Origin of the sequence: Massilia sp. DWR3-1-1 (assembly GCF_049898325.1) — a bacterium.
Taxonomy (GTDB): domain Bacteria; phylum Pseudomonadota; class Gammaproteobacteria; order Burkholderiales; family Burkholderiaceae_D; genus JAFCUW01.
Window position 1 is genome coordinate 1 of record NZ_JAFCXL010000029.1, and the last position, 17,538, is coordinate 17,538.

Annotated in this window: 13 protein-coding genes; 6 read left to right on the forward strand and 7 right to left on the reverse strand. The window is 65.5% G+C overall.

The window, feature by feature from the left end; all coding sequences use genetic code 11:
- On the forward strand, window positions 1–330 hold a 330-nt coding region (locus ACP7EY_RS21770), incomplete at its 5' end, for an IS3 family transposase (RefSeq protein ID WP_426197354.1).
- Between the two features lie 383 nt (window positions 331–713).
- On the opposite strand, the gene ACP7EY_RS21775 is transcribed toward ACP7EY_RS21770, so the two are convergent.
- On the reverse strand, window positions 714–1,058 hold the full coding sequence (locus tag ACP7EY_RS21775) for a hypothetical protein (protein ID WP_426197356.1): 345 nt from the start codon (window positions 1,056–1,058) through the stop codon (window positions 714–716).
- Window positions 1,055–4,315 carry a winged helix-turn-helix domain-containing protein gene (locus ACP7EY_RS21780; RefSeq protein WP_426197358.1) on the reverse strand — a complete coding sequence of 1,087 codons (3,261 nt, stop codon included), beginning with the start codon at window positions 4,313–4,315 and terminating at the stop codon, window positions 1,055–1,057. Before ACP7EY_RS21780 ends, ACP7EY_RS21775 begins: the two co-directional genes overlap by 4 nt.
- Window positions 4,316–4,575: 260 nt before the next feature.
- On the opposite strand from ACP7EY_RS21780, the gene ACP7EY_RS21785 reads away from it, so the two are divergent.
- Both ACP7EY_RS21785 and ACP7EY_RS21790 read left to right on the forward strand, forming a co-directional pair.
- A complete protein-coding gene (locus tag ACP7EY_RS21785; RefSeq protein ID WP_426197360.1) occupies window positions 4,576–5,358 on the forward strand; it encodes a hypothetical protein in 783 nt (260 codons plus the stop codon).
- Between the two features lie 6 nt (window positions 5,359–5,364).
- The gene (locus ACP7EY_RS21790; protein ID WP_426197362.1) at window positions 5,365–6,042 is read left to right on the forward strand and encodes a hypothetical protein; all 678 of its coding nucleotides are present in this window, start codon (window positions 5,365–5,367) and stop codon (window positions 6,040–6,042) included.
- Window positions 6,043–6,100: 58 nt separating this feature from the next.
- Here the strand turns inward: ACP7EY_RS21790 and ACP7EY_RS21795 are convergent, their stop codons facing one another.
- Complete coding sequence (locus tag ACP7EY_RS21795) at window positions 6,101–6,511, reverse strand: hypothetical protein (RefSeq protein ID WP_426197363.1); 411 nt, start codon at window positions 6,509–6,511, stop codon at window positions 6,101–6,103.
- A 259-nt stretch (window positions 6,512–6,770) separates the two neighbouring features.
- Here ACP7EY_RS21795 and ACP7EY_RS21800 point away from each other — a divergent pair, with 259 nt between their 5' ends.
- Complete coding sequence (locus ACP7EY_RS21800) at window positions 6,771–8,225, forward strand: iron-containing redox enzyme family protein (RefSeq protein WP_426197365.1); 1,455 nt, start codon at window positions 6,771–6,773, stop codon at window positions 8,223–8,225.
- Between the two features lie 134 nt (window positions 8,226–8,359).
- Window positions 8,360–9,025, forward strand: a complete 666-nt coding sequence (locus ACP7EY_RS21805; protein WP_426197367.1) for a response regulator — start codon at window positions 8,360–8,362, stop codon at window positions 9,023–9,025.
- Window positions 9,026–9,451: 426 nt separating this feature from the next.
- Here ACP7EY_RS21805 and ACP7EY_RS21810 read toward each other — a convergent pair whose 3' ends face one another.
- From ACP7EY_RS21810 to ACP7EY_RS21825, 4 genes are all read right to left on the reverse strand, one after another.
- Window positions 9,452–12,445, reverse strand: coding sequence for a response regulator (locus tag ACP7EY_RS21810; protein ID WP_426197369.1), 2,994 nt, complete (start codon window positions 12,443–12,445; stop codon window positions 9,452–9,454).
- A 207-nt stretch (window positions 12,446–12,652) separates the two neighbouring features.
- The gene (locus ACP7EY_RS21815) at window positions 12,653–13,006 is read right to left on the reverse strand and encodes an Hpt domain-containing protein (protein ID WP_426197371.1); all 354 of its coding nucleotides are present in this window, start codon (window positions 13,004–13,006) and stop codon (window positions 12,653–12,655) included.
- A 110-nt stretch (window positions 13,007–13,116) separates the two neighbouring features.
- Window positions 13,117–16,164 (reverse strand): ATP-binding protein, encoded by a 3,048-nt coding sequence (locus ACP7EY_RS21820; protein WP_426197373.1) that lies wholly within the window; start codon window positions 16,162–16,164, stop codon window positions 13,117–13,119.
- 146 nt (window positions 16,165–16,310) lie between these two features.
- Window positions 16,311–16,463, reverse strand: coding sequence for a hypothetical protein (locus ACP7EY_RS21825; RefSeq protein ID WP_426197375.1), 153 nt, complete (start codon window positions 16,461–16,463; stop codon window positions 16,311–16,313).
- A gap of 163 nt (window positions 16,464–16,626) precedes the next feature.
- Between ACP7EY_RS21825 and ACP7EY_RS21830 the strand changes: the two genes are divergently transcribed.
- Complete coding sequence (locus ACP7EY_RS21830) at window positions 16,627–17,355, forward strand: Hpt domain-containing protein (RefSeq protein ID WP_426197377.1); 729 nt, start codon at window positions 16,627–16,629, stop codon at window positions 17,353–17,355.
- Window positions 17,356–17,538 lie beyond the last annotated feature (183 nt).

The following is a 17,538-nucleotide window of genomic DNA, read 5'->3' on the forward strand; positions in this document are numbered from 1 at the left end:
CGCCCCGCGCCGGGGCTGATTCATCACTCCGACCGCGGCAGCCAATATTGCGCTCACGACTATCAAAAACTGGTGAAGCAATTTGGCATGACAGCGTCCATGTCACGCCGAGGAAACTGCTTCGACAATGCGCCGATGGAGAGCTTCTGGGGTAGCCTGAAAAACGAGCTCGTCCATCATCAACGGTACGCCACCAGGGCCAATGCGCGAGCAGCCATACAGGAATATATCGAAAGCTTTTACAACCGCCAGCGGCGCCACTCGCGCCTCGGCAATATTGCGCCCGCGTTGTTCGCTGAAAAATTTAGAGAACAACGACAGGCGGCCTGAGACAAGAGTGTCCGCTATTGACAGTACACCTCAGGTATCGGCAACCGCGCCGCACGCGCTGCTGCTTACCGCAACTTCATCAACAGTTTGCTCGCCGACGACGGTTTCAGCACCATCGCAGTCGACTTACCGCGTGCCAACCTGGACTCCTGATGTATTGTAATAGTAATACGAAACAGCAACATCATTGGCACGGGCAGCACTGCTGCTCAGTACTGCGGTCGAGGCAAGGATTGAAATAACGGTCTTTTCATATGCATTCTTCTATTGTTTAAATCGATTGAACGCCGATAGTTCCGCGAGGCCAATCGGCAATGAATAGCCGACATCGACCACGCAAAGGCGGATGCGATGTAGTAGTTCGATGTTCGGCCAAATCCAGGTTAGCCGTGCGGGCCATTGAGCACTTCGGGATCCGTGTCGATCTGGTTCGGCTCTCCACGGTGCTGTGCCGTTTGGACGATGACGACGCTAAAGCTATTGGTTGAATCGCGCGGGCCGCCAGCATCGGCGATAGTAAACTGGATCGGGCTAATAATGACGAGGTCACTAAATGGCGGCGCGAAGGTGATCGCCCCGAATGTCCATTCGGGGGTGTCAAGCGTGAATTCAAGAATGCCCGATCCGGGAAGCACAGCCGGCGTCGGGTCGTAGTTCGCGCTGAAGACACCGTCTTGTTCAGTGATGGTGACCGTGACTGGAACAATGGTTGGATTGCTATTGCTCATGGTGTGCCTTTAATGTGAGGGTGATTCGCCAGGTAAGTGACGAAATGAGGTTCTTGGTACTTCATGCTTTCCAGCTGTTTCAGTTGCGTGGAAATCTGTGCGCCATATCCTGCGCAGATGCTGGCCTGTACCCAGGGCACCAATACCGTGTAATCTCCCGCGCGTGGATTGGCAGGTTCAAGTACATCTCGTGCTTTTCGGCACAGTTCACGTCCAGCGTTGACGTCGGAGATTAGTTCAGCCTTGATCAACAAAGCCTCAGCGTAGGCCTTCGCGATCGCTTGATCGGCAGGCATTTTTGCGTTGAGCGCTTCGAGTGTGTGTAATCCTGGTGCAAGGATTTGCGTAGCGCTGGCGAACTGGCCACTGCGCACTTTCATTTCTGCCTGGCGCACCCTGGCGGCCGCAGCGAGGCGTGCCAACTTTGGTTTGGCAGGTTCTCGCTCGGCCGATTTATCCAGTTGCTCCTGCAAGTCGGTCCAGCCGGCGGATGTTGCCCCGCTGTCGTCGGACACGCCAAAACGCATGACTTCGATTGTTTGCAAACGCGTGAGCAGATCGACATTGCTGGCATCGCGATTGACGATGGTGCGCAGTAACGTGGCTGCATGCGCGTAGTCGTCGCGCGCAAGCATGCGCAGTCCCAGTGCCTCGTTCATTTCTCCCTGGTGCGAGAGGGCGAATCCGTAGCGCTGCGTCCAGCCGGCATTCGCCGGCGACGCTTCATGCAGTTTGCGCATTATCCCGACCTCCCGCTGATACAGCTCCCTTGCCGCGTCCAGCTTGCCCAGCTTGGCCTGCGCGCTGGCTTGCCAGGAAAGGCTGTTGGCGAGGTCGGCCGCCAGCTTGTCGTTGTTCGGCGCTTGCGCCAGCAAGGTCGTCTTTAGGGCGACCGAGCGGGCGAATTCTTCGACGGCCAAGGCGGTCTGGCCGTCACCGAGGGCGGCGCTGCCGACGCTGCTGTGGGCATACGATTGCTCGATGACGCCGTCCATATCGTCAGGGGCGGCAGCGGCCTGGCGATCAGCGAATTGGCGGTATTGCGTAAAATAGCGCAGCGCCACCGTCCAGTCGCTGCGGTCGAAATGCAGCTGCCCCAGCCAGAAGGCATTGGCGCCGGCGCTCTTGAGCAGGGCGGCGTCGTGCGGCGATGCCGCCAGCTGGCGCTGGAGGATGTCGCGGCCCAGCAGCAGGGCCGATTCGGCGCCGGCGGCATCGCCGCGTGCCATTTTTACTTCCGACAGCACCTGCAGGGCCTTGGCGCGCTGGGCCAGGGCGGCGCCGCTCGCTTCGTGGCGGCCGTCGGCCAGGTAGACCAGCGCGCGGTTGCTGACGCTGTCGAGCAGGTCGAGCCGGCCCAGCGGGCGCAGGCGCTCGACGAAGTCGCCCAGCATGAAGCTCATCAGACCTTCGGCCTCGTTGCGGTGCTGCTCCGCTTCGCGCTGGGCGCTGCGGGCGAACACGCTCAGGGCCAGCGCCAGCAGCGCCAGCGCCGACATCACGGAAAAAATTACCACGCGCACCGTTTCGCCCCGGCGCACCCGGCGCAGCGAAGCGTCGATGTAGGCGCCGGTCAGCGGTTCCAGGCCCAGCGCGCTGTCCTGCCGCAACAGCTTGGCCTGGTTCGCCTGCAAGCCCCGCGGCAGCAGCAAATCGCGGCTGCGGCCGTGCTTGTCCCAGCGCGCCGCGCTGGCGGCGATGCGGGTGCGCACCTGCAGGCTCTGGCGATGGCTGTCGACCCAGGCCACCACCCGTGGCCAGCGCCGCAGCAAGGCCTCGTGGGCCAGGCCGAACACCGCCGTGCCCGCGTGCAGGCTGCTGGTGACCAGCCGGGCATCGACCAGCGCCTTGACCAGGTCTTCGGCGGGCGCGCTGGCCAGCGCCGACCAGGGCGCCGGCCGCGCCGTCACCGCCAGTTCGTCTTCCGCCACCTGCACCAGCAGCGACAAGACGTGGGGCAGGGCGGCGATCTGGCCGGCGCCCAGGCCCGTCAGCACCTGCTCGGCGCGGGCGCCGATAGCGCCGTCGATGCCGCCCAACTGCTGGTAGACGGCAAAGCTGAGGGTATTGTCGTCGGTGCGCTGGCGGTACAGCTCCTCCAGGCAATATTGCAAAAGAGGCAGGGCGTCGGGGCGGTCGCGCGCCGCCGCGCACAATTCGTCATCGAGGGCGGCGCCATCGATTGCCCTGGTGCCGAAGCGCAGGCCGGCCGCGCGTGCGGGCTGGCGCACCATCTGGGCGATTTCGGCGCCGCTGGGCGCGGCCACGTCGACGTGGCCGCCGTTGGCCTTGAGCGCCATCAGGGCGCCGATGCTGGCCAGGTGGGGATAAAAATCGTTGCGGCAGGCGAGCAGCACCAGCACCGCGCCACTGGCGGCCAGGCGATCGAGCATGTCGACGAAGCCGGCGCGCTCGCGCTCGCCGATGTCAGCGTCGCGCAGCAGCGCTTCGAAGCGGTCGATGAACAGGGCGGTGCGGGTGCCGCTGGCCTGGGCCACTTCCAGCAGGCGGGCGATCACGGCATCGACATCGGCCACCAGGCGCGCGCCGAGGCTGGCCGCGCTGTCGTGCTCGAACAGGGGCGCGCCGTCGGCGCCCTCGGCGTCGAGCAGGACGCTGCCCAGCGCACCGTAGAGGTCGGTCTCGGCCAGGTCGGCGCAATCGACATACAGGTTGTTGCCAATTCTCAGGTTGATCGGCGCCGTACCGTCGATCAGCCCGGCCAGCACGCCCGCGCGGATCAGCGAGGTCTTGCCGGAACCGGACGGGCCCAGCACCAGGACCATGGCCCGTCCGGCATGCATCTGTGCGTCAATCGCCCGCAGCACGGCATTGCTGGCATCGGCGCGGCCGAAAAACACGGCGCTGTGACGCTCCTCGAAAGCGGCCAGTCCGCGGAATGGAGTTTCATTAAGCCAACTTGCTTCGGGGGCATCATTGCTCCGTTGCAAGTCCGCCACGGTCCGATATCCCCGCTTGCGGATCGTTTCGATATAACGCGGCGCGCTGCTGGAGTCGCCCAGTACCTTGCGCAACTGGGCAATGGTTTTGTGGACGGGATTGTCGCCGCCAATGTTGCTGCCCCAGCAGGCCGTCAGCAGTTGCTCAGTAGTAACTACGGCGCCCGCGTGCGCCGTCAGCGTCACCAGTACATCCATCGCGCGCGGTTCCATCTGGCGCTGCTCGGCGCCATCGTGGATCGAATTGGTGGCGGGATCGACCAGCCAATCGCCGAAGCGGAAGGCGGAAATGCTCATGATCTCACTGTTCTCATCGCGTTATTCATTTCTTTATTTCAATGTTGCTCAGTGTAGCTGATGATATTTGCCCCACACAACTTTTATTTTTGGCATCTATTTGCAAATTTTCGAGAAAATTTATTTATTAAATTCAATGGCTTAGCGGCCGGAAGGTTTCCGGAAGGTCAGAATAGTCTTAAGTGCCTACAGTTCGACCCATTCCACAGAATGACGAGGGTCAATCGGCCCCCGGTTTTGTGTGCACTTGCGGAGCAGCCATGATGATGTCCACCGAACAACTCGCACCGACCACCGGCGCCAGCGAGGTGCGGGTTGCTTTGACGAAAGTTTTGCTCAGTGCGGACTTTGGCCGGGCCCAGAGAATGCGCGAACTGTTGCGCTTCCTGGTCGAGCAAAAATTGTCAGGATCACAACGCGAGACCCACGAATACGCGGTCGGCATCGAAGTCTTCAAGCGCAATCCGGCCACCTACAACACCTGCACCGACCCCATCGTCCGGGTCCAGGTGGGGCGCCTGCGCGAGCGTTTGCGCGTCTATTACAGCGGCGCCGGGTGCGAGGACCCGATCCGGTTTGCCATTCCGATTGGAAGTTACATGCCGGAGATCACCCTGATGGCCCCTCCCTCGCGCGCCGCCGTGCCGTCCCTGCCGCTCCCGCTGCCGCCGGTGAGCGGCATCGCCCGCCACTACCTGCTGGCCCATTGCGCGCTGATGTATTTCGACGGCGACGTCTACGGCGACGCGTTTGCCCGCGGCCTCAACGAGGAACTGGTGCACCAGTTGTACTGCGCCTTCGGCGCCACCATCGTGCCGCACACGGCGGCGCGCAGCGCGGCCAGCGTCAGCCATCGCCTGGAAGGCAGCGTGCGGATCGACGGCCAGATGGTCCGACTGGCCTTGCGCCTGGTCGACAATGCCGCCGGTACCGTGGTGTGGTCACAACAGTTCGACCTTGCCGGTCCCCTGTCGATCGACCTGCAGGAGCAGTTGGCGGCCGTGGCCTGCGCCGCGCTCAACCTGTATTTTGCCCACGGCTGAGCGGCCATGACGACCTCCGCGCCCCATGTCGCAGCACGCCCGCCAGCTGCGGCAGCCGTGCCCCCGGCCAGCACCACACTGGCGCAAACGCCCGTCGTACTGACCTTGCACCACCACGGCGACGCGGGTGCGGCCAGCCAGGTGGTGTTATTCAAGAAAAATTCCGCCGCCGGGGCGGACGACGCCGTGCTGGCGTGGAAGGTGATCCGGATTTGCGCCGGCCAGCACGCCCGCGTGGTGCTGCCGTTTTCCCAGCAAATCGGGGTGTTCGATCCGTGCGGCGCCCACGCCGGCCTGCACGATGCCTTCGCCGGCGACATGTTCGACGTGGCCGCCGGCGCCGGCACGCCCTTGCTGGCGCGCTCGGTGGTGGCGGCGGGGCCGAATATGGTGGGCGTGCGCAATGCCACCGCCGCCGGCCTGCTCGAGGTGGTGCTGTACAAGGATGGCCGTCCCCTGTGCCGGTGCGGCGCGGTGGCGCCGGCGACGACGGCGGTATTTGAGGTGTTGCCTTATTTGCATGTGGCAGTCTGCCCCGGCATCACCGAGGGCGCCATCGTCGATGCGCACGCCGTGGCGGGTGCAACACGGATCAGCCTGCTGGGCTTGAAAAGCGCCGACCTGGTGCTCACGGGCAACGCCGGCCACAGCCAGTTCCAGTTGTTCAATCAGCGCTTCAGCTAAGGACAGCAGCTACGACCTATATATATATACATATATGTCGTGACTGCGGCCCGCTTGCTCAGGCCGCGTCGCGGCGCGCCGTGCAGTTGCCGGCCGTCGCGGCGGGCTCTGCCAGCGTGGCACCCACCAGCGCCGCCTGCGGGGTCAGCGAAGCGAGCCACAGTTTGCCGCGGGCGGTGACGGTTTTATGGACGCCATGGAGGAAGCCGCTCGAGGTCAGCCAGCGCTCGACGCCGCTGGCCATCGGCGGCGCCAGGCCGTCGACGGCGTGCTCGAGGGCTGCGATGCATTCGGCCTGGAACAGCGCGCGCGCACCGGTCCTGGTCAGTTGCAAAGCCCCTGAACCTTGCCGACTGACCAGGTGAAGGTCGAACATCATTTTCGGTGCATCGGTGAGCACTTGCGGGACGAGTCCGCCTTCGTTATCGAGTTTGCGCAGCAGCGCCACGGTTTCCTGATTCAGTCTCATCGGTCTCATATAGAAGAGGCCAGCGTGCGGGTGGCTGGAATGGCCTTATTTTACTTGGCGCACTCGCTGGCGGGCGCCGCGATTCCAATTGTGCAGGCCGGCCCCACCCGGGCCAGCGCGATTAAATTTTTTGCATAAATTTTAAGTTTGCGTAACGATCATGTGGTTATAGGACTACACGCACTAAGCCGGTGCGCCGATTCAAGGGGGCAAGTTGGCGCGACATAATGGCGCATCGAATTTATTTACAGCGATCATCATGTCCACAACCTGCCTCGATGTGCCTTCCATGACCCTCCCTGCCAATGGCGGCGCGCTGCCGTCCGCGGCCGTGCCAGCGCTGCCGGTGCGTGACCTGTACGTGGCCTTGCGCGAGCGTCCCGCGTTGGCGCGGGCCGACGGTGCCGCCTGGCTGCACGGGCAGATCGCCGCCGCGCGCGCGCTGGGCGAGCATGTGCCCGCCGATCTGAGCGATCTCGACGAGACGATCGCGCAGCATACGCAGCAGGTGGGCCTGTCCTACCGGACCTATCTGGGCGAGCGCAAGGCCGGCGCGCCGCGGCGCTATTTCCCCACCCGTTCGCATGCCCTGCATTTCCTGAAGGCGGTCGGCCCGACCAAACTGGTCGACGGCGCCTGGTTGTACGGCATCCTGGCGCACTGGAACGATCCCCGTTTTCTGGGCCTGATCCGCACCTACCTGGAAGAACTGGGCGATGGCGTGCCGGCCAAGAATCATGTGGCGCTGTTCCAGAAGCTGCTCAAGACCCACGCGATCGACGACTGGCAGGGGCTCGACGACAGCCACTTTGTGCAAGGCGCCATCCAGCTGGCGCTGGCGCACAATGCGGAGGCGTTCTTGCCGGAAATTATCGGCTTCAATCTCGGTTACGAACAATTGCCGCTGCACCTGCTCATCTGTGCCTACGAGCTCAACGAGCTGGGCATCGACCCCATGTACTTTACCTTGCACGTCACCATCGACAACGCCGATTGCGGCCATGCACGCAAGGCGGCGCAAGCGGTGCGCGACTTGTTGCCGCAACTGGGTGACCGCGCCGATTTTCTTCGCCGCGTCGGCGATGGCTATCGTCTCAACGCGCTCGGCGCGAGCACCTTGTCCGTCATCGACGGTTTCGACCTCGACGACGAAGTGCTGGCCATCATGATGTCGAAGAGCAGGCACGGCCAGAACATGCATTCGGACTATTGCCGGGTGGCGGGACGCTCCATCAACGACTGGCTGGCGACGCCGGAGCAGATGCCGGCGCTGCTGGCTGCGCTGGTCAAGGCGGGCTGGATCGAGCGTGGCCAGGCGGCCGATCAGAGCCGTTTCTGGCGCCTGATCCAGGGCCCCAACGCCACCATGTTCGGGGTGTTTAGCGATTATGAGCAGCAAGTGCTGCGCGACTGGATCGAGAGCGAACAGGTGGTACCGCCGCGCAGGGTGTCGCACCGCTCGCAGGTGCGCGCGCTCGAGCAACTGGCCGGGCCGCAGGAACGGCCGGCGGCGCCGCGCGCCATCCTGCGCAGCGGTGGCAGCGGTGGCAGCGGTCCGGTCAGCGATTTGCACCTGCTCGAGCAGCGCATCGCCGACATGCCCAGCCGGGACGAGGCGATGGAAGCGCTGCGCACCCTGATGGCGCCCCAGTTGCATGCGGGACCGGTGGGGCTGATGGCCACGCGCCTTTTTGCGCGCCTGCTGGCGCTGTGAAGCGGGGCTGGTGCCGCACGGCGTGCAGACGAATGTTACGCCCAGACTAAACATGAAAAAACAACTAGATTCCTCCCCATGCGCGAAATTGATTAGAATGTGACATCGCGCCACGAAGCACCTAGGGAGATTGCATGACGAGTCAGGTACCACCACCGCCCATTTCCCTGTTACTGATTGACGACCACGAATTATTCCGCTTCGGCGTGAGGGCATTCATGCAGCCGCACCCGCACATCCGGGTGATCGGCGAGGCTGCCGATGGCGCCGCCGGCCTGGCGCTGGCGCGCTTGCACCAGCCGGCGGTGATCCTGCTCGACCTGCAGATGCCTGACATGAGCGGCCTGCAAATGCTGGCGCAACTGCGTCGCGACACACCGCGCTCGGCCATCCTGATGCTCACCAGTTCCGACGACGCCGCCGACCTGGCCGAAGCGTTGCGTGGTGGCGCCTGTGGCTACCTGCTCAAAAGTGCGGACGCCGATTTCCTGGTGCGCGCGGTGGGCCGCGCCGCCGCCGGCGAAGTGATCGTTGCCGAGGCGATGACGTCGAAACTGGTGCAGCAGTTACGGGTGCCGAACGCCGCCGCCGCCGACCTGGCCAGCCTGACCCCGCGCGAGAAGCAGATCCTGCGTCGCCTGGCCCACGGCGAGAGCAACAAGGTCATCGCCCGCACGCTGTCGCTGGCCGAAAACACCGTCAAGATCCACGTCCAGCACGTGCTGCGCAAGCTGTCCCTGAGCAGCCGGGTGCAGGCGGCGGTGTTTGCGGTGGAAAATGCGGCAGCGTTGGGGGAGTAGAGAATCAAACAAAAGTGAACCCCTACTTTTGTTTGGTTTGGTTAGATAAAAAAGCCACCCGGCGGAGCCGGGCGGCTTTTTCAGTATACGCAAACCCGATGCTGATCTGTCGTCGCCTCGGGGAACCGCGCTGTGGTTGGCATGTGCCGCGGTCTGACCCCGCGCCGTTGGCCGCGCTATGGTTGGCATGTGTTGCAGTCTGACCCTGCGCCGTTGGCCGCGCGGCCATCCTTCTCCGAGGCGAACCCTGCTCAGACTCGGGTTTGCGTCCACCCAAAAAAGGCCCGGCTCCGCCGGGAATTTTTACCTGACCAGCTCAAACAAAAGTAGGGGTTCACTTTTGTTTGATCTACTTTTGCGTCCACCCCAAAAAGGCCCGGCTCCGCCGGGAATTTTTGCCTGACTAAACCAAACAAAAGTAGGGGTTCACTTTTGTTTGATGGTCTGCTGTTCCAGGTCTTCAAGCAGGTCCGTGACATCGACATTCGGGTTGGCCAGCAGGGCGCGGTCGATGGCGGCGCTGGCGTGCATGGCGGGCAGGGCGAGACTGCTCGCGAGCAGCTGGGTCAGGCGGCGCGCCTGCTGCCGCACGGTGGCGACGTCGCCGCCACGCCAGGCCGCGCGCACGCCGGCCACCAGGGCGGGCACGCTGTCGCCACCAGCGGCCGATGGCGCCGGCGCCACGGCGGGCGCGGCCTCCACGCTGTAGCGGGCGATCAGGTCCTGGAAGGCCTGCGCGCGAAATGGCTTCGACAGGTAATCATCCATGCCGCCGGCGATGCATTTTTCGCGGTCGCCTTCAAAGGCGTTGGCGGTCATGGCGATGATGATCGAACGGGCCACCCCGGCCTGCTCGCGCCGGCGAATGTGCGCGGTGGCCTCGAAGCCGCCCATTTCCGGCATCTGCAGATCCATCAGGATGATGTCGAAACGCGCCTGCGCGTGCAGCGCCAGCGCTTCGATGCCGTTGCCGGCAATGGTGACGCGGTGGCCCCAGCGCGTTAGCAGGATCTGCGCCAGTTGCTGATTGAGTTCGTTGTCTTCGACCAGCAGCACCGCCAGGCTGCTCGTCACCGCCGGCGCCAGCGCCAGTTGCGGCAGGGTGCGGGTGGCGGCGCTGGCGGCGGGCACGGCGCGGCTCTGGCCCAGCAGGTCCTGCAGGGCGCCGCGGATGTCGTCGGCGCGCGCCGGCTTTTGCAGATAAGCGCCGATCCCCAGCTCGCGGCAGCGGGCGGCGTCGCCGGCCATGCAGGCCGACGACAGCATCAGCAGCGGCACGCTGGCCAGGCGCGTCGAGGCCAGCGCCAGCGCGGTGTCGAAGCCGTCCATCTGCGGCAGCGACAGGTCGAGCACGATGCAGTCGATCGCGCTGCTGGTATCGGCGGCGCACCATGCCAGCGCGGCCGCGCCCGAACGGTGTTCGATGACGCCGCATTGCCAGCGCTCGAACATGTGTTGCAGGATGTGGCCGCTGGCGCTGCCGTCGTCGATCAGCAGCAGGGTGCGCCCCGCCAGCGTGGCGTTGCGCGGCGACGCCTGCGTCACGCTGGCGCCGGCACAGCGGGCCAGCACCAGCGTGACGCAAAAACTGCTGCCGCGCCCAACTTCGCTCTCGAGAGTGATGGTGCCGCCCATCAGCGCCACCAGGCGACGGGTGATCGACAGTCCCAGCCCCGTGCCGCCAAAGCGGCGGGTGGTCGAGCCATCGGCCTGGCGGAAGGCGTCGAACACGGCCGCCTGCTGGTCGGCGGCGATGCCGATGCCGGTGTCGCTCACGGTGATGGAAAAGCACACCGGTGCGTCCTCGTCCCCGTCCACTGCGGCGGCGCCCTCGGGCCGCGCCAGCAGGCGCACGCTCACCGCCACCTGGCCGGCACGGGTGAATTTGACGGCATTGCCGGCCAGGTTGATGACGATCTGGCGCAGCCGCCCCGGGTCGCCCAGCAGGCAGCGCGGCAGCGCCGGATCGATCTCGAGCAGCAGTTCGATGTCGGCGCCGCGCGCGCGCGCCGATTGCGAGCGCACGCTGTCCTGGACCACGCGGGCCAGGTCGAACGGCACCGCCTCGAGGTCCATCATGCCCGCCTCGATCTTGGAAAAATCGAGGATGTCGTTGATGATGGCCAGCAGTGCGTCGGCCGAGGACTTGACGATGTCGAGATAGTTGCGCTGGACCGCGGTGAGGTCCGATTCGAGCACCAGGTCGGTCATCCCCATGATGCCGTTCATGGGGGTGCGGATTTCGTGGCTCATGTTGGCCAGGAATTCGCTCTTCGAGCGGCTGGCCGATTCGGCCGCCTCCTTGGCCGCCTGCATGGCCTGCTCGACCGCGTTGCGCTCGGTGACGTCGGCCAGGCTGCCCGTCACCCCCGTGCAGACGCCCGCCTCGTCGTACTCGGGGCGTGCATGCGCCTCCATGTGGCGCACCTGGCCGTCGCTGGTGATGTAGCGCATCAGGTGGCGCTCGCTGTCGCCGCCGCCGTTGACGATGCGATCGAAGGCGGCCGCCGCTTCCACGCGCGAACGGGGGTCGACGAAGTCGGTGAAATGACGGCCTACGCTGGCGCTCACTTCATGGCCCGTGATGGCGCTCCAGGCGGGATTGAGAAAGCTCCAGTAACCGCCCGTGTCGGCGCGAAATACCACCTCCGACAGACTGTTGACGACGTTGCGGTACTGGCGCTCGCTGATGGCGATTTTTTCGGCCAGCCGCTTGCTGGTGCTGATATCGGTGCGGATGGTGATGAACTGGTAGGGCGCGCCGGCTGCGTCGACAAACGGCACCACGGTGGCATCGACCCAGTAATGACGCGAGCTCTTGGTGACGTGGCAGATTTCACCGTGCCAGACGGCGCCGGCGCGCACCGTCGCCCACATGGCGTCGAAATAGCCGGGCGCATGCAGGTTCGAATCGATCAGCGACTGGGGGCGGCCCAGCAGTTCAGCGCGGGTGTAGCCGTTGATCAGGCAAAAGCGGTCGTTCACATGAATGAGGGTGCCGTCGATGTCGGCCACGCTGACAATGGCATGCTGGTCCATGGCGAAGCGCTGGTTGGCCAGGTCGATGCGGCGCTGCGCCTGCTGCGCCACCAGCTGCGGAATGAGCGCCGTCCACGCTTCGATGTCGCCTTCGGCCGGCACCTGCAGCAGCCGGTCGCCGTGCGCCAGCAGCGCACTGGCCGCAGTGCGCAGCGCGCGCACGACGTGATCGCGGCCGTTCGGCTCCGGCCGCGCCTGATCGTCGGCCTGCCGCAAACGGGCGTCGAGCTGCTCGAACAGGCCTGGCAGGCCGGCCAGCAGGGCGGCGCCGGCCGGTGCCGTCCCGGGCAGCGCGCCGGCGCCGGCCAGCGCCGCCTGCAGCGCGGCCGCCGAATCGACGCCGCAATGCTGGCGCAGAAGACTGGCAAGGGTAGGGTGCATGTGCGTCACAATCGAACGTGGCGGCTACAGTTGCTTGCCCTGGTCAAGCCGGACGTCGATGAGACGGTGCCACGCGAAACGGATCATGATGTGCTTTGGGTGGGGCGCAAACCCACATGAAGGCTGCGGCGTGGTTATCAACTGGCGTTAGATTGCCACAAATAAAGTGTCTTGCCTGTCATGAAACAGGACTAGTTACTTTGAGCATTATGTACCGTTCTCCAGCAGCGCTGCCTGCATTTCTGCCAGCACGCCCTCGATCAGGTCCTGGCAACGCGCGATTTGGGCTGCCGGCGCGGCGCCGTCGTCGAGCGCGTGTTCGAGGCTCGACAGTTCGGCGGCGAGCCGGGTGGCGCCGAAAATGACGACATTGCCGCGCATTTCGTGGGCCAGCCGGCGCGCCGTCGCGCGCTCATCGGCGGCGGCAGCGGCAAGCAGGGCGTCGCGGGTCTGCGGCGTCGAGCGCAGAAACATGCCGATCAGGTGGGCAAAGGTGGCGCGGTCGTTGCCGATGGCTTCGAGCAGTGAGCGGGGGTCGATGTGTTGAAATGAAATGGCCATGGTCGATCGGTAAACAGTCTGAAAAGCAGGTTTGAAAAATCCAGTGCGAGATGCAGGGGGAATGTCGATGTGCGATGGCATCGGTGCCGGCGCAGGTGTCGCGTGCATGCTCATTCGTGACACTGGGCCTGTCCAGGCGCATCGATCGATGGCGCCACGGGCGGGTCGCCATCGACGTCGCGCCCGGTCAGGCGGCGTATCAGTGCGATCGTCAAGGGGATGTCGAAGGGTTTGGTAATGAAGTGGCTCATGCCGGCGGCGCGCGCGGCGTCGTGGTGGGACTGGAAGGCGCCGGCGGTGAGGGCGACGATGGGCAGCGTGGCAAAGCACGGCATGGCGCGCAGCTGGCGGGTCGCCTCGATGCCGTCCATGACGGGCATTTGCACGTCCATCAACACCAGGTCGACCTGGTCGGGATGTTCGCCCAACCAGGCCAGCGCGGCGCTGCCGTCATCGGCCAGCGCCACACTGGCGCCCTGGTCGGACAGGATGCGGCGCGCCACCTCGCGGTTGATTTCGCTGTCGTCGACCACCAGCAGGCGCAGGCCTGCCAGTTGCTGCGTGCCCGATTTGACGGCGGGCGCGCCGCCATGCACGCTGGCGCGCCGGCGGCGCGCTTCGATCACGGCGTTGTACAAGGTCGATGCCGTCAGCGGCTTGGTCAGCACGGCATCGACGGCGCCGTGGCCGCCACCAGGTTCGTGCGCGGCGGCGGCATTGATGGCGCCGACGGCGAAGGTGCTCGTCAACACCACCACCGGGCAGTCCGCCGCGCCAACGACGGCGCGGATGGCGCGCGCGGTGGCCAGGGTGGCGCCGGCGTCGCCCTGGCAGTCGAGCAGCACCACGCCCGGCAGGCTGCCGGCGCGGCGGTGCCGGCGCAGCGCCTCGACCGCGGTCACCGCGGGCAGGCCGGCGCCGACGTACTCGCCGCCGGCGCTGGCGCTGTCGACCTGCCAGCCCAGCGAGCGCGCCATCAGCACACAATTGGCCAGCGCCGGCGCGCTGTCGGCGGCCGCCAGCACCTTGAGCTCGAGCATCTCGGGTGACGAATAGGCCAGCCTGGTCGTCACCGCCGGCAGGCACTGCACGGGGATCGAGAACCAGAACACGCTGCCGCTGCCGACCGTGCTGCGCACGCCGATCTGGCCGCCCATCAGGGCCACCAGTTGCTTGCAGATGGTCAGGCCCAGGCCGGAGCCGCCGAAGCGCCGGGTGGTCGAGCTGTCGGCCTGGGTGAAGGGCGAAAAAATCGCCTGTTGCTGCGACGGGTCGATGCCGATGCCGGTATCGCGCACCTCGAACGTCAGTTCCACCCGCTCGCCTTTTTGCGCGCCCGCCAGCACCGCCAGCTCGACGCGCCCGCTGGCGGTGAACTTGATGGCGTTGCTGGTCAGGTTCACCAGCAGCTGCTCGAGCCGCAGGGCGTCACCCATCACGCTGGCCACCTGGCACGGCAGCGGCTGCACCAGCAGCACGATGTCCTTGTCGCCCACCGCTACGCCCATGGTGGCGGCGACGTTGTCGATGACGTCCTGCAGGGCAAACCAGCTGCGGTCGATCGTCATGGCGCCCGCTTCGATCTTGGAAACGTCGAGCACGTCGTTGATGATGCCCAGCAGGGAGCGCCCCGATGCGCGGATCTTGAGCAGCATGGCCTGGGCGTCGACGCCCAGCTCGGACTGCTCGAGCAGGTAAGCCAGGCCGAGAATGGCGTTGAGCGGGGTGCGGATTTCGTGGCTCATGTTGGCGAGGAATTCGGCCTTGCTGCGGCTGGCCGCTTCGGCCGCATCGCGCGCTTCGAGCAAGAACGCCTCGGCCCGCTTTTGGGCCGAGATGTCCTGGGTGAAGATCAGGGTGGCCGGGCCATCGGCCAGCTCGACCCGGGTGGTGGCCTTGAAGACGGGGATGCAGGTGCGGTCGCTGCGCATGCCGACCGCTTCGAAATGCTGTTCGGTGGGCGAGTCGGCGGCGATCAGCGCTTCCTGCTCGCGCAGCACGGCCAGGGAGTCGGGCGCCAGCATGGTGCGCCATGGCATGCCGCTCATGCTGTCGGCGGGCGGATGGCCGTGCAGCAGCTTGTAGCGCCGGTTGGTGTAGACGAAGCGGCCGGCGCGCACGATCGCCACCGCCACCGGTGCTTCCTCGATCAGGATGCGAAACCGGGTTTCGCTGTCGCGCAGGGCCGCAGCCTGGCCCTTTTCCTGCAGCCGCACCGCTTCGAGCAGGCGCAGGTGGCGCCGGCGGCGCTGGCTCCAGCCCAGCAGTGCGGCACCGATGGCCGTGCCAACGGCGATCAGGGCGCTCAACATGCTGGCATGGCGGTCGAGCGGCGCCACCACCGCGTTGGCGTCGCGGCTGATCGACACCATCAGGAAGTTGTCCAGCCCGACGTTGGCCGGTTGAATCGTGCGCTGCACGGTGATCGGCGCCAGACTGGCGGCGAACAGCAGGGGCGGCCGCGCCACCGGCGCCGCCCTGGCGCCATTGACGCTGACGGTGCCGCTCACCTCGACAAACGGCGGACCGTCGGCGATGGCGATCGAGGCGCGCACATCGGGCGCGTGCATGACGCTGCGCAGCATGTTGGCAAAATAACGGGGCGACAGCACCGTCGAGACGACGCCGTGAAAGCGGCCGTCGCGCCCGGGAATCATGCGGCTGGCGCTGACGACGATGTCGTCGCGGATCGAGCGAAATGGCGGCGAGAGGTAAAATGTGGCGGGATCGGCCAGCCGGCGGGGGATGGTGAAATACGCACGTTTTGAAAAATCGCGGCCGATCAGGTCGGACGGCACGCCCGCCGTGACGATGCCATCGACGTCGATCACGGTCAGCGCGCGCACGCTGGGCATGGCCTCGGCCAGCGTGGTCAGCCGACGGTTGACGGCATCGACATCGAGATGGGCGGGATCGGGCAGGCGATCGCGGATGACCCCCGCCAGGGCCTGGTTGATCGCCACCAGGTTCACCGACACGTCATTGGCGACGATGTTGGCAAATACCTCGAGGCGTTCATGTTCGGTGACCAGCAGGCGGTCCGTTTCGCTGTGATGCCATGCGGCGGCGGCGGCGACCAGGGCGGATGCGACAAGGAGCAGCGCCGACCATTCGGCCAGTGGGCGCTTCCACGCGGGCGGTGCAGGAGACATTGACATGGCGGCGACAGTAAACCCTACTTTTTTAATTGTCGATTAGCGCTGATGCTTGCACTAGTGGTTACTCTCGGTGCTTAATGTGTTTCCTATAGGAAGTTAAATAGAAAGGTTGTTAATACGCCACAAAGCATGCGGCTTGTCGAATATCAGATGCAATATTCTTGCAAGCGATGGTGCGAAGTGGCGGAAGATGGACGTTTCACGAAGGCATCAATTGTCAATTCATTCTGCGCATCTGGCGCAATTAATGCAAGCAAATACTTCATCAGCATGTTACGTAAAGATACATTTTTTTCCATGAGGATTTCACAAAATATGGGGTGTAGCGTGCATGGCGATGATGGCGTGACGCCGCCTGCGGGGGCGTGCCCGTGAGCAGCGCCGGCCGTCCGGGCGGCGTCGGCCTGCGTGCCGGCCTTCGCGTCGCCTGCATTGCTACATCACAGTCTTCGGCGCCTGCCCATGCCAACACCCGAGTTCGCTGAAGTTCGCGCTGGCCTGGCGCACCTGGCGGCGCGCGTGCTGGTCGTCGACCATCCGGCCGAGGGCCTGCAGACTGCCGCGCTGCTCAGGCACATCGGCGTCGCCTGCGATGTGGTGGGCGACGGCGCGCTGGCGGTGCAAGTGGCGGCCAGCTGCCATTATGATGTCATCCTGATGGCGCTCGACTTGCCCGTCCTCGACGGCCTGACGGCGGCGACGGTGCTGCGCGCCACCGGGTTTGCCGGGCCGATCATCGCCCTGACGCCAACGCCCTGCCCGGACGGCACCACCGACGCGCGCCTGCGCCAGGCCGGCTGCAGCGCCAGCATCGGCATCCCGGTCAAAGCGGCCACGCTGGGCGCCACCCTTGCCGCCGTGCTGGCCGCGCCCGTCCCCCGCCAGCGCGTGCCCGTCTTGCCGCCGAGCGACACCGGCTTCGAGCACCTGCCCGCCTTTGCCGGCTTTCGCAACAGTTTCCTGGCCGCCCTGGGCGCGCGCATGGGCGACCTGGCCAGCGCCGTGGCGGGCGCCGACTGGCACGGCGTTGCCAGCCTGGCTCACACCCTGAAAGGGGCGGGCGGAACCTTCGGGTTTCCCCTGGTGAGCCAATACGCCACCGAGATCGAAACGGGGGCGCGCGCCGCCGACAGGGTGGTGGCGGCAGCGGCACTGCTGCGCCTGCAGGCCCACGTTGACTCGCTTATTTAGAGGCTGGCCCGGCAGGACGGGGGAACTCGGTAGCGACGTGCGCGTACGCGACGTGCGCGTAGGCGACATGCGCGTACGCGATGCATGGCAAGCGCGGACAAGGCGTGAGGCGGCGGCGTGACCGGCCATGCAACGACGAACAACGCAGCAACGGCTGGTCAGGCGCGCTAACGGCCACTCCGG

What these genes read in the sequence shown, in the direction of transcription:
- ACP7EY_RS21775 (WP_426197356.1), bottom strand. Translation starts at nt 1,058, where the DNA reads ATGAGCAATAGCAATCCAACCATTGTTCCAGTCACGGTCACCATCACT.
- ACP7EY_RS21780 (WP_426197358.1), bottom strand. Translation starts at nt 4,315, where the DNA reads ATGAGCATTTCCGCCTTCCGCTTCGGCGATTGGCTGGTCGATCCCGCC.
- ACP7EY_RS21785 (WP_426197360.1), top strand. Translation starts at nt 4,576, where the DNA reads ATGATGATGTCCACCGAACAACTCGCACCGACCACCGGCGCCAGCGAG.
- ACP7EY_RS21790 (WP_426197362.1), top strand. Translation starts at nt 5,365, where the DNA reads ATGACGACCTCCGCGCCCCATGTCGCAGCACGCCCGCCAGCTGCGGCA.
- ACP7EY_RS21795 (WP_426197363.1), bottom strand. Translation starts at nt 6,511, where the DNA reads ATGAGACTGAATCAGGAAACCGTGGCGCTGCTGCGCAAACTCGATAAC.
- ACP7EY_RS21800 (WP_426197365.1), top strand. Translation starts at nt 6,771, where the DNA reads ATGTCCACAACCTGCCTCGATGTGCCTTCCATGACCCTCCCTGCCAAT.
- ACP7EY_RS21805 (WP_426197367.1), top strand. Translation starts at nt 8,360, where the DNA reads ATGACGAGTCAGGTACCACCACCGCCCATTTCCCTGTTACTGATTGAC.
- ACP7EY_RS21810 (WP_426197369.1), bottom strand. Translation starts at nt 12,445, where the DNA reads ATGCACCCTACCCTTGCCAGTCTTCTGCGCCAGCATTGCGGCGTCGAT.
- ACP7EY_RS21815 (WP_426197371.1), bottom strand. Translation starts at nt 13,006, where the DNA reads ATGGCCATTTCATTTCAACACATCGACCCCCGCTCACTGCTCGAAGCC.
- ACP7EY_RS21820 (WP_426197373.1), bottom strand. Translation starts at nt 16,164, where the DNA reads ATGTCAATGTCTCCTGCACCGCCCGCGTGGAAGCGCCCACTGGCCGAA.
- ACP7EY_RS21825 (WP_426197375.1), bottom strand. Translation starts at nt 16,463, where the DNA reads ATGGAAAAAAATGTATCTTTACGTAACATGCTGATGAAGTATTTGCTT.
- ACP7EY_RS21830 (WP_426197377.1), top strand. Translation starts at nt 16,627, where the DNA reads ATGCCAACACCCGAGTTCGCTGAAGTTCGCGCTGGCCTGGCGCACCTG.